This is a genomic window from Nonomuraea sp. CA-218870, assembly GCF_050936535.1.
Classification (GTDB): domain Bacteria; phylum Actinomycetota; class Actinomycetes; order Streptosporangiales; family Streptosporangiaceae; genus Nonomuraea; species Nonomuraea corallina.
The window spans coordinates 581,103-594,290 of sequence record NZ_JBNJMN010000002.1 but is presented as its reverse complement, the minus strand read 5'-3'; the positions used below and the strand labels follow the sequence as shown (position 1 = coordinate 594,290).

12 protein-coding genes and 1 tRNA gene are annotated in these 13,188 nt (G+C 70.8%); 5 read left to right on the top strand and 8 right to left on the bottom strand.

Features of this window, described 5'->3' with window-relative positions:
• The first annotated feature begins 164 nt into the window (after window positions 1-164).
• A complete protein-coding gene (locus tag ACQEUU_RS31430; protein WP_433072712.1) occupies window positions 165-1,097 on the top strand; it encodes a CPBP family glutamic-type intramembrane protease in 933 nt (310 codons plus the stop codon).
• 71 nt (window positions 1,098-1,168) lie between these two features.
• On the opposite strand, the gene ACQEUU_RS31425 is transcribed toward ACQEUU_RS31430, so the two are convergent.
• The 6 genes from ACQEUU_RS31425 to ACQEUU_RS31400 form a co-directional block, all read right to left on the bottom strand.
• Window positions 1,169-1,582, bottom strand: coding sequence for a VOC family protein (locus ACQEUU_RS31425; RefSeq protein WP_433072711.1), 414 nt, complete (start codon window positions 1,580-1,582; stop codon window positions 1,169-1,171).
• Window positions 1,583-1,755: 173 nt separating this feature from the next.
• Window positions 1,756-1,832: transfer RNA gene (locus ACQEUU_RS31420), tRNA-Met, on the bottom strand.
• Between the two features lie 53 nt (window positions 1,833-1,885).
• Complete coding sequence (locus tag ACQEUU_RS31415; protein ID WP_433072710.1) at window positions 1,886-4,852, bottom strand: UPF0182 family membrane protein; 2,967 nt, start codon at window positions 4,850-4,852, stop codon at window positions 1,886-1,888.
• 132 nt (window positions 4,853-4,984) lie between these two features.
• Entirely contained in the window at window positions 4,985-6,025 is a 1,041-nt protein-coding gene (locus ACQEUU_RS31410; protein ID WP_433072709.1) for a YlbL family protein, read from the bottom strand.
• Window positions 6,026-6,035: 10 nt separating this feature from the next.
• Complete coding sequence (locus tag ACQEUU_RS31405) at window positions 6,036-6,461, bottom strand: molybdenum cofactor biosynthesis protein MoaE (RefSeq protein WP_433072708.1); 426 nt, start codon at window positions 6,459-6,461, stop codon at window positions 6,036-6,038.
• Between the two features lie 20 nt (window positions 6,462-6,481).
• The gene (locus ACQEUU_RS31400; RefSeq protein WP_433074438.1) at window positions 6,482-7,555 is read right to left on the bottom strand and encodes an NAD-dependent epimerase/dehydratase family protein; all 1,074 of its coding nucleotides are present in this window, start codon (window positions 7,553-7,555) and stop codon (window positions 6,482-6,484) included.
• A gap of 130 nt (window positions 7,556-7,685) precedes the next feature.
• Between ACQEUU_RS31400 and ACQEUU_RS31395 the strand changes: the two genes are divergently transcribed.
• The 3 genes from ACQEUU_RS31395 (at window position 7,686) to ACQEUU_RS31385 (ending at window position 10,526) form a co-directional block, all read left to right on the top strand.
• Window positions 7,686-8,891 carry a zinc-dependent metalloprotease gene (locus tag ACQEUU_RS31395; protein ID WP_433072707.1) on the top strand — a complete coding sequence of 402 codons (1,206 nt, stop codon included), beginning with the start codon at window positions 7,686-7,688 and terminating at the stop codon, window positions 8,889-8,891.
• Window positions 8,888-9,463: an NUDIX hydrolase gene (locus tag ACQEUU_RS31390; protein ID WP_433072706.1), complete on the top strand. Its 576-nt coding sequence runs from the start codon at window positions 8,888-8,890 to the stop codon at window positions 9,461-9,463. Before ACQEUU_RS31395 ends, ACQEUU_RS31390 begins: the two co-directional genes overlap by 4 nt.
• Window positions 9,464-9,530: 67 nt before the next feature.
• Entirely contained in the window at window positions 9,531-10,526 is a 996-nt protein-coding gene (locus tag ACQEUU_RS31385) for an endonuclease/exonuclease/phosphatase family protein (RefSeq protein ID WP_433072705.1), read from the top strand.
• On the opposite strand, the gene ACQEUU_RS31380 is transcribed toward ACQEUU_RS31385, so the two are convergent.
• Window positions 10,513-11,097: a DUF2064 domain-containing protein gene (locus ACQEUU_RS31380; protein ID WP_433072704.1), complete on the bottom strand. Its 585-nt coding sequence runs from the start codon at window positions 11,095-11,097 to the stop codon at window positions 10,513-10,515. The two genes, ACQEUU_RS31385 and ACQEUU_RS31380, sit on opposite strands and share 14 nt — an antisense overlap.
• Window positions 11,094-11,609 (bottom strand): M48 metallopeptidase family protein, encoded by a 516-nt coding sequence (locus ACQEUU_RS31375; RefSeq protein WP_270157779.1) that lies wholly within the window; start codon window positions 11,607-11,609, stop codon window positions 11,094-11,096. The genes ACQEUU_RS31380 and ACQEUU_RS31375 overlap by 4 nt, the downstream gene beginning before the upstream one ends.
• 336 nt (window positions 11,610-11,945) lie before the next feature.
• Here ACQEUU_RS31375 and ACQEUU_RS31370 point away from each other — a divergent pair, with 336 nt between their 5' ends.
• Complete coding sequence (locus tag ACQEUU_RS31370; protein ID WP_433072703.1) at window positions 11,946-13,148, top strand: ThiF family adenylyltransferase; 1,203 nt, start codon at window positions 11,946-11,948, stop codon at window positions 13,146-13,148.
• Window positions 13,149-13,188 lie beyond the last annotated feature (40 nt).

The following is a 13,188-nucleotide window of genomic DNA, read 5'->3' as shown; positions in this document are numbered from 1 at the left end:
TCCTTCTCGCGCCAAGCACTCTACCTTGACATCTCGACCCCCTCGGCGGCCCTCTGGTACCGCTGGCTGTACTCGTGCTGGGGCGTACGCGGGAGCGACTGAAGGGCGTGCGGCTGGTGTGCTGATGACTGTCAGTCAAGCCCCTCCCCCAAGGAGACATCCCCATGGCAGTCAACAGCCGGTTGGACGCCCCCCGGCAGGACCCGGGCCAGACCGGGCTGCGTGGTCTCATCCGCCGCCGCCCGCTGCTCAGCTTCTTCGTTCTGGCCAATCTGCTGAGCTGGGCCGCCTGGACGCCCTACATCCTCTCGGCGACCGGTCTGGGGGTGCTGGACTTCTCCTTCCCCTCTGTGCTCGGCAGCACGCAGATGCTCGGTGTGCTGCCCGGCGCCTATCTCGGCCCGATCCTCTCCGCGTTCATCGTGACGGCGGTCGCGGACGGCAGGGAAGGCATCCGTCGCTGGCTCCGCCGGATGACCAACTGGCGGGTCAATTGGCGCTGGTACGCCCTGGCCGGCCTCGGCGTCCCCGCGGCCCTCATCGCCGCCGGTCTCGCGCTCTCCGACGGAGACGTCCGCATGCCGTCCGCGGTCCTGCTCCTGGCCTACCTGCCGAGCCTGGTGATCCAGATGGTCACCACGGGCCTGGCGGAGGAGCCCGGCTGGCGCGACTTCGCCCTGCCCCGCATGCAGCGCAAGTGGGGCCCGCTGGGCGGCACCCTCGTCCTCGGCCCGCTGTGGGCCCTGTGGCACCTGCCGCTGTTCATGAGCGAGTGGGGTCAGTGGCCGGACGTCACGTGGCTGCGGATCGCCGAGTTCGTCGCCTTCTGCTGCACCTTCAGCGTGGTCGTCACCTGGGTGTTCAACCGGACCCGTCAGAGCCTCCCGTTGATCATGCTGCTGCACGTCAGCGTCAACAACTTCATGTCCGTGCTGTACGGCGACATGTTCCCGTCGATCGCCTCCGTCGAGCAGGCGTCGCACGTCACGCTGCTCGCGGGCACCACGGCCGCGCTCGTGGTGCTCGTGGCCACCCGCGGCCGGCTCGGCTACCGGCCGGTCGAGGAACCCGCACCCGAGGTCGCCCAGCGGAGCTGAGCCGTGGGCGGGCCAGGCGACGTGTCCTCCGGAGAGCCGGGAGGACACGTCGTCTCCGCGTTCCGGTGGACCTATTCGGCGTAGGGCTGGTCGGTCCCGCGGTCGCTGTAGCCGAGACTCCAGACGTGGCCGTCCGGGTCGGCGAACGCGCCGCCGTACCCGCCCCACGGCAGGGCGCCGGCGGGCTTCAGGACGGTCGCGCCGACCTTCTCCGCCTCCGCGAGGACCTCGTCCACCCGCGCCTCGCTACGGACGACGTAGGTGAGGACCAGCCCGGTGAAGCCGCTGCCCTCCGGGCTCAAGCCCACCTGGTCGGCCAGGCCCTCGCGGCCGTAGAGACCGACGGGCGAGGCGCCGTCCGACTCGAAGAACACCGAGACGCCGTAGTCGTCCTTGATCTTCCAGCCGAGTCCCTCGGCGTAGAACCGCTTGGCCCGTTCCAGGTCGCGGACACCGAGCAGGATCGAACTGACGTGTGCCTGCATTCCGGGTCTCCTTCGTGTTCCGGGGAACATGCACATACGGCTCACGTTAGGGACCGGTTCGGGCCCGCGCTTCTTCGTTCCTGCCCGGCCGGCGCTTGGTGATCCCGGCCGGCTCGCGATGACCCCGGACATGCGAAACGCCCTCCGGGATGATCCCGGAGGGCGTTTCCTCTTGGTAGCGGGGGCAGGATTTGAACCTGCGGCCTCTGGGTTATGAGCCCAGCGAGCTACCGAACTGCTCCACCCCGCGTCGGTGTGTGTCTAAAGACTATCCCTGACACGGGGCTTACGCAAATCGACGGACTAGGACGCTCCCGCCGGTGACGCGGACGGCGACGGGGCCGCCGACCCGGTGGGGGCCGGTGACGGTGCGGGCGAGCCTGTCGGGGCGGGCGTCGGGGTGGTGACCGGCGCCTGGACGCCGGCGCCCTGAAGCTTCTCCAGAGCCTCGTCCAGGCGCTGCTGGGCCTTGCCGAACTCCTCCCAGTTGGGCGGGTCGCTCTGCAGGGCCTTGGTGGCGTCGTCGTAGGCCCTCTGCGCGTCGCTGATCGCCGTCTGCAGGGCCGACGTCTCCTGGTTCTGCTGGGCGTCCTGGTTCTGCTGGTCCTGCTGGTTCTGTTGCGGCTGCTGTTGCTGATCGGTGGTCCGCTCTTCGCCGAACACCTGGCCCAGTGCCAGGTCGAGAGTGCGGCCGACACCGATCTGGCTGCCGAACGAGACCAGGACGCGCTGCAGGATCGGGTACGGCTCCTGGCCGCCGCCCGCCGCCACCTGGATGTAGACGGGTTCGACGTAGACGAGCCCGCCCGCGTACGGCAGCGTCAGCAGGTTTCCGTACCGGACGGAGGAGGCGCCGACACCCAGCAGGTTGAGCTCACCCGCGAACCGGCTCTGGAAGGCGTTCTGCGCCTGCCCGGGGCCGGGGATCGGGGTGTTGGACGGCATACGCAGGATGCGTAGCTTGCCGTAGTTCTCACCGGCGGTGGAGTCGACGGCCATGAACGCCGCCAGGTTGGGGCCCTGCCGTGGCACGAACGTGGTGGTCAGCGAGAACGTCGGCTCGCCGCCCGGCATCGTGGTGGTCAGGTAGTAGGGCGGCTGCTTGACGTTCCGCTCGCCCTGCGACGGGTCGTTCGGGACGTTCCAGAAGTCCTGGCCGCTGTAGAAGGCCGCGGCGTCGGTGATGTGGTAGCGCGACAGGGTGTAGCGCTGCACCTTGAACAGGTCTTCGGGGTAGCGGATGTGCGCGAGCAGGCTCTGGCTCATCTCGGTCTTCGGCTGGATGATCCCGGGGAACGCGCTGCTCCACGTCTTGAGCACCGGGTCATTGGGGTCCCAGGCGTAGAGGGTGACGGTGCCGTCGTAGGCGTCGACCGTGGCCTTGACCGAGTTGCGGATGTAGTTGATCTCGTCCAGCGGCTGCTGGGCGATCACCCGGGACCGGTCGGTGGCCGTGTCGCGGGTCATCTCCTGCAGGCTCTCGCTCTGCGAGTAGGGGTAGGCGTTGGACGTGGTGTAACCGTCGACGATCCAGGTCACCCGGCCGTCGATGATCGCGGGGTACGGGTCGGAGTCGAGCGTCAGGAACGGGGCCACCTTGGCGATCCGGTCACGCGGGCCGCGCTCGTACAGGATCTTGGAGTTGTCGTTGACGTCGCCGGACAGGAGGATGTTCACCTCGCTGTACTTGGCGGCGTAGAACAGCCGGTTGAGGAACGAGCCGACCGGGACTCCGCCCTTGCCGGTGTAGGTGGTGTTCTTCTGCCCGGTGCCGCCGGTCTCCGGGTAGTCGAGCTCCTGCGGACGCTCGGGGTTGCCGCCGGCGATGACGTACTCGGCGCCGGTGGTCTCGCCGAAGTAGATGCGCGACTCCTTGAGGCCGGTGCGCTCGGCCAGGGCGCCGGTGACCGGCATGTCCTTGGCGTCGTAGGCCGGCAGACCGCTGGAGTCGACCTTGTTGCCGGGCGCGGCGACGAAGCCGTAGCCGTGGGTGTAGACCAGGTGGCGGTTGATCCAGTTGTTCTGGCCCTCGGGCGGGCCGCTCAGCTCGCGCACGGCCACGATGTGGTCGGTGAGCTTGCCGTTCTCGTCGGGGTAGCGGTCGACGTCGAGCTGGTCGGCGAACTCGTAGAAGCCCCTGATGCGCTGGGTCTGCTCGTAGGTGGCGGACACGAGGCCCGGGTCGAGCAGGCGGACGCCGGTCACGGAGGCGTCGCCGGCGGCGTTCGCCCGCACCTTGCTGGGGTCCGCCTCGGCGCTGTAGGCCTCGACCTTCGCGTCGTCGATGTTGTAGGCCTGCCGGGTCGCGTCGATGTTGCGGGCGATGTAGGCGGCTTCCTTGCCCTGCTGGTTGGGCCGGACCTGGAACTGCTCGACGAGCATCGGGTAGACGCCGCCGATCAGCACCGCCGAGAGCGCGAGCAGGCCGAACGAGACCCCGGGCAGCATGCCGCCGGGCCGGATCACCCCGGCGAAGAACAGCAGGGCGCAGATCAGGGCGATGATCGCGAGGATGTTCTTGGCGGGCAGCACCGCGTTGATGTCGGTGTAGGAGGCGCCGTGCACGAAGCCGCGCTCGGAGAAGACGAGGTCGAACCGGTCGTACCAGTAGGCGATGGCCTTGAGCAGCACGAACACGCCGAGCAGCACCGACAGGTGGACGCGCGCGGCCTTGGAGGCGTGCACGCCGGGGGACTGCAGCCGGAACCCGCCGTACAGGTAGTGGGTGATCGCCGCCAGGATGATCGAGATGATCACCGCGGTGAACAGGAAGTTGAGCACCAGCCTGATGAACGGGAGCTCGAACATGAAGAACGAGAGGTCGAGCTCGAACTCGGCGTCGGTCGTCCCGAACGGCTGGCCGTTGGCGAACTGCATCCAGGTCGGCCACTGGCCGGCGGTCGAGGAGCCCGCGAAGAGGGCGAGCAGCGCCATGCCGACGATGAAGACGAGCTTGCGGTGCGGGTCGATGGCCTGCCGGTAGCGGTCGGCGCCGCTGCCGCCGCCGCCGAAGACCGCGGGCCCGAACAGCGGCCTGGACCGGAAGGCGAGCAGCATGTTGCCGCCGACGATGCCCGCCATGAGGGCCGCGCCGACGAGGAACAGCACGATCTGGGTGACCAGCACGCTGGAGAAGACCCGCGTGTAGTCGATCGCGGTGAACCATAGATAGTCGGTATAAATACCGGAAAAAAGGAAAAATAGCGCCACAATCGCCACCAGTGCGATCGCGACAGGCAGAAGCAGTCGCGGTCGGCGGGGCAAGCGCATCGCCCTGCCGCCGGCTCCTGGGGTCCGGAAGCTCAAGGCCAACCCCTCGTCGTGATGAAGAAACGGTCCGTGTCTGGCAACCTACACCGCAGTGTCACCACTACGGCCAACGCGCGGCGATGGCGGGAAGTTTCATCCAGAACAAGACGGGACCTCCCCTTTACCTGAGGCCAGCGCCTCGAGCGCCAGCTTCGCGTCGTGCAACGTCTCGGCCTTGACCAGCCGCAACCCGTCGGGCACGGCCCTCAGCGCCTCGGCGCAGTTTCCCGCGGGGGCGAGGAAGATCGTGGCGCCGGCGTTGCGCGCGCCCACCATCTTCTGGGGGATCCCGCCGATCGGGCCCACCTTCCCGTCGGGCCTGATGGTGCCGGTGCCGGCGATCTGCTTGCCGCCGGTCAGCTGGCCCTCGGTGAGCTTGTCCACGATGCCGAGCGAGAACATCAGCCCCGCGCTCGGCCCGCCGACGTCCCCCACGTTGATGTCGACGTCGAACGGGAACTCGTAGCCCGGCTGCATGTTGACCCCGACGATCGGCTCGCCGCCGGCGGCCACGGTCGGCACCGTGACGTCGAGCTTCTCCCCGCCCCTGGTGATCGTGAACGTGACCGGGTCGCCCGGCTTGCGCGCCCGCACGGCCTTGCTGACCTCGTCGGTCCTGGTGACCGGCTCGCCGTCGACCGCGACGATCCTGTCACCCTTCTGGATCTTGCCCTCGGCGGGCTTGCCCTTCACGGTCGAGGCGACCGAGATGACGGCCTCGTACGGGATCTTCAGCTCGTTCAGAGCCGCGGCCGTGGCGTCGTCCTGGGAGTTGGTCATCTCGATCGTGTTCTCCTCCTCGACCTCCTTCTGGCTGCGGTCGGGGGCGAAGATGGTCTCCTGCGGCACCACGGCCACGGTCGGGTCGATCCAGCCGCGCAGCGCCGTGAGCAGGTCGATCTGGGAGGTGGGGCCGCCCTGGTAGGCCACCGTGACGAGCCGCAGCGCGCCGGTCGTCGGGTAGGTCTCGCGCCCGGCTATCTTGATCACCGGCTGCTTGTCGATGTCGCCGAGGGTGTTCTCGGTGGGGCCGGGGCTGAGCACGACGTACGGAACGTCCACGACCGCGCCGCCGATGCCCAGCGCGAGCACGAGGAAACCCGAAACGAGCAGCGTCAAGGCACGTCGCGACATGGATCCGAGCTTATTCGCAGGCGCCGACCCACTCGGCCGACCCGTCGGCGAACTCCTGATGTTTCCAGATCGGCACCTGCGCCTTGAGGTCGTCGATCAGCCTGCGCGCCGCCATGAACGCCTCGTCGCGGTGGGGGCAGGCCACGGCCACGATGACCGCGGTCTCGCCCAGCTCCAGGTCGCCGAGCCGGTGGACGGCGGCGAGCGCGGTCACGGGGAAGTCGGAGGCCACCTTCTCGGCCACGGAGCGCAGCTCGCGATCGGCGGACGGGTGGGCGGAGTAGGAGAGTCTCGTCACCCGCTTGCCGTGGTCCTGCTCCCGGACGGTGCCCACGAACACGGTGGTGCCGCCGGCGGCGTGGTCGCCCACCGCGGCCAGCACCTCGTCGACGGAGAGCGGAGTGTCACGAAGGGCGAGCAACCGGATGACGTCCACGTGGAGAGCCTACAGATTTCTCACTGGCGGCGCTTCTTGCGCACCTGGCGGACGATCGCGGCGGTGCCGATGACGGCCACGGTGGCTCCGGCCGCGGTGAGCGTGGCCTCCTTGACCGGCAGCCGCCTGCCGACCACGGTGGTGCGGTTCTCGCGCAGCTCCAGGAGCTGCTTGAAGGCCGCCTCGTTGGTCCACGACGGCGCCCACCCGGCCTCGCGCAGGCTCGTGCAGTCGACCACCCACGGGTAGACGACGTAATGGAGGTCGGTGGCCGGGGCGGGCGTGACGCCCAGCCGGTGGAGGCGCTGGGCGGTGCCGAAGGTCAGCCCGGCCGGCAGCTCGAACCGCCTGATCCCGGAAAGCTCCTCGACCTGCTCCAGCTCCAGCCAGCCGTCGCAGCCGACGGCCGCCACGCCGGTGACGACGCCCTGGGCGGCCAGCTCCAGCGCGGAGACCAGGTCGTCGATGTGGCAGAACTGCCAGCGCTGCGCGCACCCCTTGACCGTCAGCAGCCGCGGCGACTCGAAGTGGCGGGTGATCACCGTGTCGACGCCGGGCCCGACGACCGCGGCCGGGCGCAGCACCGTGACCTCCAGGCCGGGGTGGCTCCGCAGCGACCTGCGGACCAGGGCCTCGATCTCCAGGTAGTCGCCGACCACGCCGGTGTCGGGCTCGGCCGCCACCGGGGCGTCCTCCGCGAGCGGCACGTCGTTGTCGGACTCGGCCCCGTACACCATCGCGCTCGTCACCAGCACCACCCGCCGGACGCGCGCGGCCGCGCTGGCGGTGAGCACGGTCTGGGCGGCTCTCAGGTTGTACGCGCGGCGCTCGCCGGGGTCGGAGTCCACGGCGTAGTCACCGGCCAGATGGACCACGACGTCGATGTCGGAGATCCGGTTCGCCAAGAGCGGATCGCGGACGTCGATCACCCGCCAGGTGGCTTCCTGGATGTCGCCGCGCTCCTCGTCGATGGCCACCACTCTGCGGAAATCCGCGGACGTGACGAGCCTGGCGAGCAGCTCGCGGCCCAGGCCGGATGCGGCACCGGTGACGGCTACGACGGGTCGGCGCGGGCGTTTCGAGGTAGGCACCAGGTCCTCACTTTGCACTGATCCGCCACAGGACGGCTAACGTGGCGGATGTGGACTCCTCCATCCTGCACGAGGTAGAGCGGTGACTGACCTGCCAGGTCGCGAAAACGACCCCAACGAAAACCCTTTCGCCATGTTCGGCGACCCTGAGCAGATGGCTCAGGCGATGCGCCAGTTCGCCGACATGCTGTCGGCGCCCCAGGGTTCCGGCCCGGTCAACTGGGACATGGCCAAGAACATCGCCCGACACGCCGTCGTCGCTCAGGGTGACCCGAGCGTCATGGAAGGTGAGCGCCGCCAGATCGTCGACGCGCTCCACCTGGCCGACCTCTGGCTCAACGAGGCGACCACGCTGCCCAGCGGCGTGTCCAACCCGCAGGCGTGGAGCCGGTCGGAGTGGATCGAGAACACGATCCCCGTCTGGCGCAAGCTGGCCGAGCCGATCGCCGAGCGCATGGTCGAGACCATGGGCGGCGCGCTCGGCGGCGCCGGGCTGCCGCCCGAGGCCCAGCAGATGGCCGGGCCGCTGATGGGCATGCTCAAGCAGATGGGCGGCATGATGGTCGGCCAGCAGATCGGCCAGGCCCTCGGCTCGCTGGCGCGTGAGGTGATCGGCACCACCGACATCGGCCTGCCGCTGTCCGACACGGCCGCGCTGCTGCCCGGCGGCGTCGCCTCCTTCAGCGCCGGCCTGGAGCATCCCGCCGACGAGATCAGGCTCTACCTGGCGTTGCGCGAGGCCGCGCACCACCGGCTGTTCCAGCACGTGCCGTGGCTGCGCGGCCACCTGCTCGGGGCCGTCGAGGAGTACGCCAAGGGCATCACGGTCGACACCTCCGCCCTGGAGGAGCAGATCCGCGGGCTGGACATCAACAACCCGCAGGCGCTCCAGGAGGCGCTGAGCGGCGGCGCGCTGCTCAAGCCCGAGGAGACCGAGCGGCAGAAGGCCGCCCTGGCCCGCCTGGAGACGATGCTGGCCCTGGTCGAGGGCTGGGTCGCCACGGTGGTCGACGCTGCGGCCGAGGGCAAGCTGCCGTCGGCGGTGGCGCTGGCGGAGACCGTGCGGCGGCGCCGCGCCACGGGCGGGCCCGCCGAGCTGACCTTCGGCACACTCGTCGGCCTGGAGCTGCGGCCGCGCAGGCTGCGCGAGGCGGCCAAGCTGTGGCAGATGGTCAAGGAGGCGCGCGGCCTCGACGGCCGCGACGCGCTCTGGTCGCATCCCGACCTCATGCCGACGGCCGACGACCTGGACGATCCCGAGGCGTTCGTCCGGGGCGGCGGCGACTGGGACATCTCTCAGTTGGAGCGCAAGCCCGGCGACGAGGACGACCAGCGTTGAGCCTGCACGACGACGCGGTGGCCGTGCTCTCCGCGTGGACCGCGCCCACGGACGGGGAGGAGCTGCTGCGCGCCGAGTTCCTCGGCCATCTCGCGGCCCACGACGACGCCATGCTGCGCGCGTGCGCGCCCGGCCACCTGACGGCGACCACGGCGGTGCTGTCGCACGACGGCGCCCGGGTGCTGCTCACCCTGCACCCCAAGGCGGGGATGTGGCTGCCGATGGGCGGCCACTGCGAGCCTTCCGACACCACGCTGGCCGGCGTGGCGCTGCGCGAGGCGGTGGAGGAGTCCGGCATCGCGGATCTGACTCTGCTGCCCGGCCCGCTGGCGCTGGACCGCCACCAGGTGTGGTGCCATCCGCCGCACAGCTGGCATCTCGACGTCGAGTACGCGGCCGTCGCCCCCGCCGGCGCCGAGGCCGTGATCAGCGAGGAGTCCCTGGACCTGCGCTGGTTCCCGGTGGAGGAGATCCCCGACCTGTCCGACGAGGCGACCAGGCGTCTCGCGGCCCGGGGGCGGGCGGCGCTGGCCGGCGCCCTCGCCTCGCACGACCGCGGGGCCGCCGGCTGATGCGCGGGTCTCCCGTCGACGTCGTCAGCTGAAGATCCGTACGGTTCCGAAGGGGGTCCCCGTGGGCGTGTCCGCAGAGAGTCCGGTCGGGGGGACGATCGTCACGCCCGCGCGCCGCAGGCGCAGCGGGCGCACCGGGGCCGTGCTGACGTGGCTCGCCGTGACCCCCTTCGCGGCGTGGGCGGTGACGAGGCTGGCGGGCCTGGAACGGGGGGCGATCCCCACTCAGATCATGACCGCGACGCCGTACGCGGCCGCGGGCTCGCTGCTTCCGCTGATGATCGCCGCGCTCGGGCGGCGGCGGGCCGCCACCGCGGTCGCGCTGGTGACCAGCGCCATGCTCGGGTTCAGCGTGCTGCCGCGAACGCTCGGCGTGGCGGAGGCGACCGCGGGCCGGCCGTTCCGGGTGCTGACCGTCAACCTGCTGTTCGGCAGGGCCGAACCGCAGGCGGTCATGGACCTGGTACGGCGGCTGCGGCCGGACGCGCTCAGCACGCAGGAACTGACCCCCGGGGCGGTGGCCGAGCTGGACTCGGCCGGGCTGGGCGAGATCATGCCGCACCGCGTGCTGATGGCCGAGTGGAGCGCCGCCGGCAGCGGGATCTTCTCCCGCCACCCGCTGGAGGCGCTGCCCGGCGCGCTGCCGCCGCTGGAAGGCCACAACATGCCGGTGGCCAGGCTGGCACTGCCCGGCGTGGCGCCGGTGGAGTTCTTCGACGTGCATCCCGTGCCGCCTATCGGGCCGCACGCGACCGCCTGGCACGCGGCGCTGGAGGCGCTGCCCGGCTCGTCCGACCGGGCTGTGCGCATCCTGGCGGGCGACTTCAACGCCTCGCTCGACCACGCGCCGATGCGCCGCCTGCTGGCACGCGGCTACAAGGACGCCGCCGACCAGGTGGGCGCGGGGCTGATCCCGACCTGGCCGGCCAACCGTCGGATCCCGCCCGTCATCACGATCGACCATGTGCTGGTCGACGAGCGGGTGGGGGTGAAGGCGGTCAGCGTGCACGACGTGCCGGGCACCGACCACCGGGCGGTGTTCGCGGAGCTCAGCGTGCCATGAGCAGGGCGCGGGTGCTCTCCCAGCCTTCGAGGCCGGGGTCGAGGCGCCCGGCGTCGCCGGGGTGGCGCAGCCGGTGCCAGCCGGGGCCGGTCGCCACCATGCGGCGGCCGGGAGCCTGCGCGCGCAGCGCCGCCACCGGGTCCGGGTCGTCCAGATCCGGGTCCGCCCAGCCGGGCGGCGGCAGCCGGCAGGCGAGCGCGACGGCGCCGCCCCCTTCGGCGGGGCAGACCGTGACCTGCGCGCGTCCCAGCTCACGGAAGAGCTTGCCGACCAGCAGCGGCGGCAGGTCGGGCGCGTCGCCGGCGACGATCGCGGCCTGGTCGCCCTTCAGCAGCTTGAGCACGTCCTTGACCGGGTCGTCCTCGCCGATCTCGATGATCTCGGTGCCCGGCCAGACGAGGTCGTCCAGGCCCGGGACGCTCGTCGCCAGTACGGGAGTCACCAGCTCGAGGCCGGCGACCAGCTCGTAGGTGTCCTCGGCGATGGCCTCCAGCCAGCGGGCCGGATCGACGCCCCGGGGCGCGGAGAGCGCCATGCTCTGCCGTACGAGAACCGCGACGGTGCGCGTCAACACTCCTCCGGGGCGCTGTGAGCGGCGGCGGAGAAGCCCTCCAGGAAGCCGCGGGCGCGCTCGGCCTTCGGGTAGCGCTCCACCAGGGCCCAGAACCGCGGGCCGTGGCTGGGCACGAGGAGGTGGACCAGCTCGTGCACGATGACGTAGTTGATCACCCATTCGGGCAGGCCCTTGAGCCGGGTCGAGATGCGGATCGTGCCGGTCTCGGGAGTGCAGGAACCCCACCGGTGCTGCTGGTTGTCCACCCATCGCACGCCGGCCGGGCGGGCCTTGCCGTCGAGGTACTTCGCCGAGAGCTCCTTCGCCCGCTCCAGCAGCGCCTCGTCGGTGGGCCGCCGTTTGCGCTCCTTGGCCGCGAGCCGATCGAGCATCCGGCTCACCCATTCATCCGCGTCCTCACCGCTGAGCCAGGCGGGCAGGAGCACGATCGTTTTGTCGCCGTCGCGGTAAGCGGAGACCGTACGCCGGCGACGAGAACTGCGACGGACCTCGACTGTCTCGGGGGGCACATATGCACGGTAGCCGACACGCACGGAATTCCCCAGAGGGCGGGGACATGTTTGTGCTGGTCAGATGATTAAGAGCTGGTGAATTTGGGCACGCGGGCTTTCCTGATCGTCATGAGAGGGTTCGCCCCGTACCACCGGCCTGGGCGGAGCTTCAAGATGAGGGTTACTGCTGGTCAGGACTTTGGGGGTGATCGTTCTCTTCGCTGCGGATTGCCAAGAATTTAATGTCATCGGGAGTTGTCCGCCGTCCACAGGCGGCCGTGGAAAGCGGCGGGTTATCCACAAGGCGGGGCGTTCGAGTGCGGGATCTTGAATGTGCGTGCAAATCTTCGGGCCATGAGGCCACGCCTGCATCCCGCCCTCCGCCTCGTCGACCGTGACGAGCAGACCGTCCAGCTCGGCGCCCACCCGCGGCGGGCCGTCGTCCTGACCGGGCTGAGCCGGGCCGCCCGCCGGTGGCTCGGCGGTCTCGACGGCAGCCGCGACCTGGCCGTCGCGTTGCGGGAGGCGCGTTTGGCCGGGCTGCCCGAGGCGTTCGCCCGTGCCCTGCTCGACCGGCTGGCCACGTCCGGCGCGCTCGACGACGCCGGCGGTCCGGCGCTCCCGCTGTCCCTGGCCGCCCTCGACCGGATGCGGCCCGATCTCGACGCGATGGCTCTGGCCGGGGCCGCGCCGGGGGCCGGGCGGGCGGCGCTGCGGCGCAGGGCGGACTCGCGGGTGCGGGTCTACGGCGCCGGGCGGGTGGGGGCGCAGGTGGTCGCGCTGCTGGCGGCGGCGGGCGTGGGCCGGATCCGGGTGTTCGACCCCGAGCCCGCGCGGCCCCGTGACCTGGTGCCCGGTGGGCTGACGTGGGCCGAGGTCGGGCTGACGCGGGAGGCGGGCGCGGCGCGGCGGGCCGACCCCGGTGACGAGGGAGCGGGAAGGCGGGATCGGGGCGGCGCCGAAGGCCGTGCTCCGGCCGGCACGGGAGTGGGCACGGCCCGGTCCGGCGAGAGGGCGGAGGGCCGGGGGCGGCCCGGGGCGCGCGCCGCGGTGGAGGTGCTGGCGGGCGGGCCTTTCCTGGGCGACGGCACCGAGCGGCCCGACCTGGTGATTCTCACGCCGGTGCGGCCGCTCGACATGGTGCTGGTCAACGAGCTGATGACCCTGCGGATCCCGCATCTGCTCGGATCCGCCTTCGAAGGGCATGGATTGGCGGGTCCGCTCGTTATACCTAGACAGACCGCCTGTTTGCACTGCCTGGACTTGACCAGACGGGACCACGACCCGGGCTGGCCGGTCGTCACCGCCCGGCTCGGCGGCTATCCCCCCGGGGAGATCGCCTGCGACGCCGCGGCGGCGGCCTCGGTCGCGGCCGCGGTGACCGGTCACGCTCTCGACTACCTTGATGGTCACGCCTCGGCTGTGATGAACGGCACAACCGACATATCGCCTGATCGACGCTGGAGCTACCGATCTTGGGCAATCCACGCGCAATGTCGTTGTATACGAGACAATCCAAATCCGCTAACAATGGTCATGTCAGCTACCTGCCAGTGACCTGCGTAGGTAACGACCGTCGAAGGGGGGAAGCGGCGTC

Bases quoted from the DNA above. Each gene is read 5' to 3' on its own strand.
- ACQEUU_RS31430 (WP_433072712.1), top strand. From the start codon at position 165: ATGGCAGTCAACAGCCGGTTGGACGCCCCCCGGCAGGACCCGGGCCAG.
- ACQEUU_RS31425 (WP_433072711.1), bottom strand. From the start codon at position 1,582: ATGCAGGCACACGTCAGTTCGATCCTGCTCGGTGTCCGCGACCTGGAA.
- ACQEUU_RS31415 (WP_433072710.1), bottom strand. From the start codon at position 4,852: ATGCGCTTGCCCCGCCGACCGCGACTGCTTCTGCCTGTCGCGATCGCA.
- ACQEUU_RS31410 (WP_433072709.1), bottom strand. From the start codon at position 6,025: ATGTCGCGACGTGCCTTGACGCTGCTCGTTTCGGGTTTCCTCGTGCTC.
- ACQEUU_RS31395 (WP_433072707.1), top strand. From the start codon at position 7,686: ATGTTCGGCGACCCTGAGCAGATGGCTCAGGCGATGCGCCAGTTCGCC.
- ACQEUU_RS31370 (WP_433072703.1), top strand. From the start codon at position 11,946: ATGAGGCCACGCCTGCATCCCGCCCTCCGCCTCGTCGACCGTGACGAG.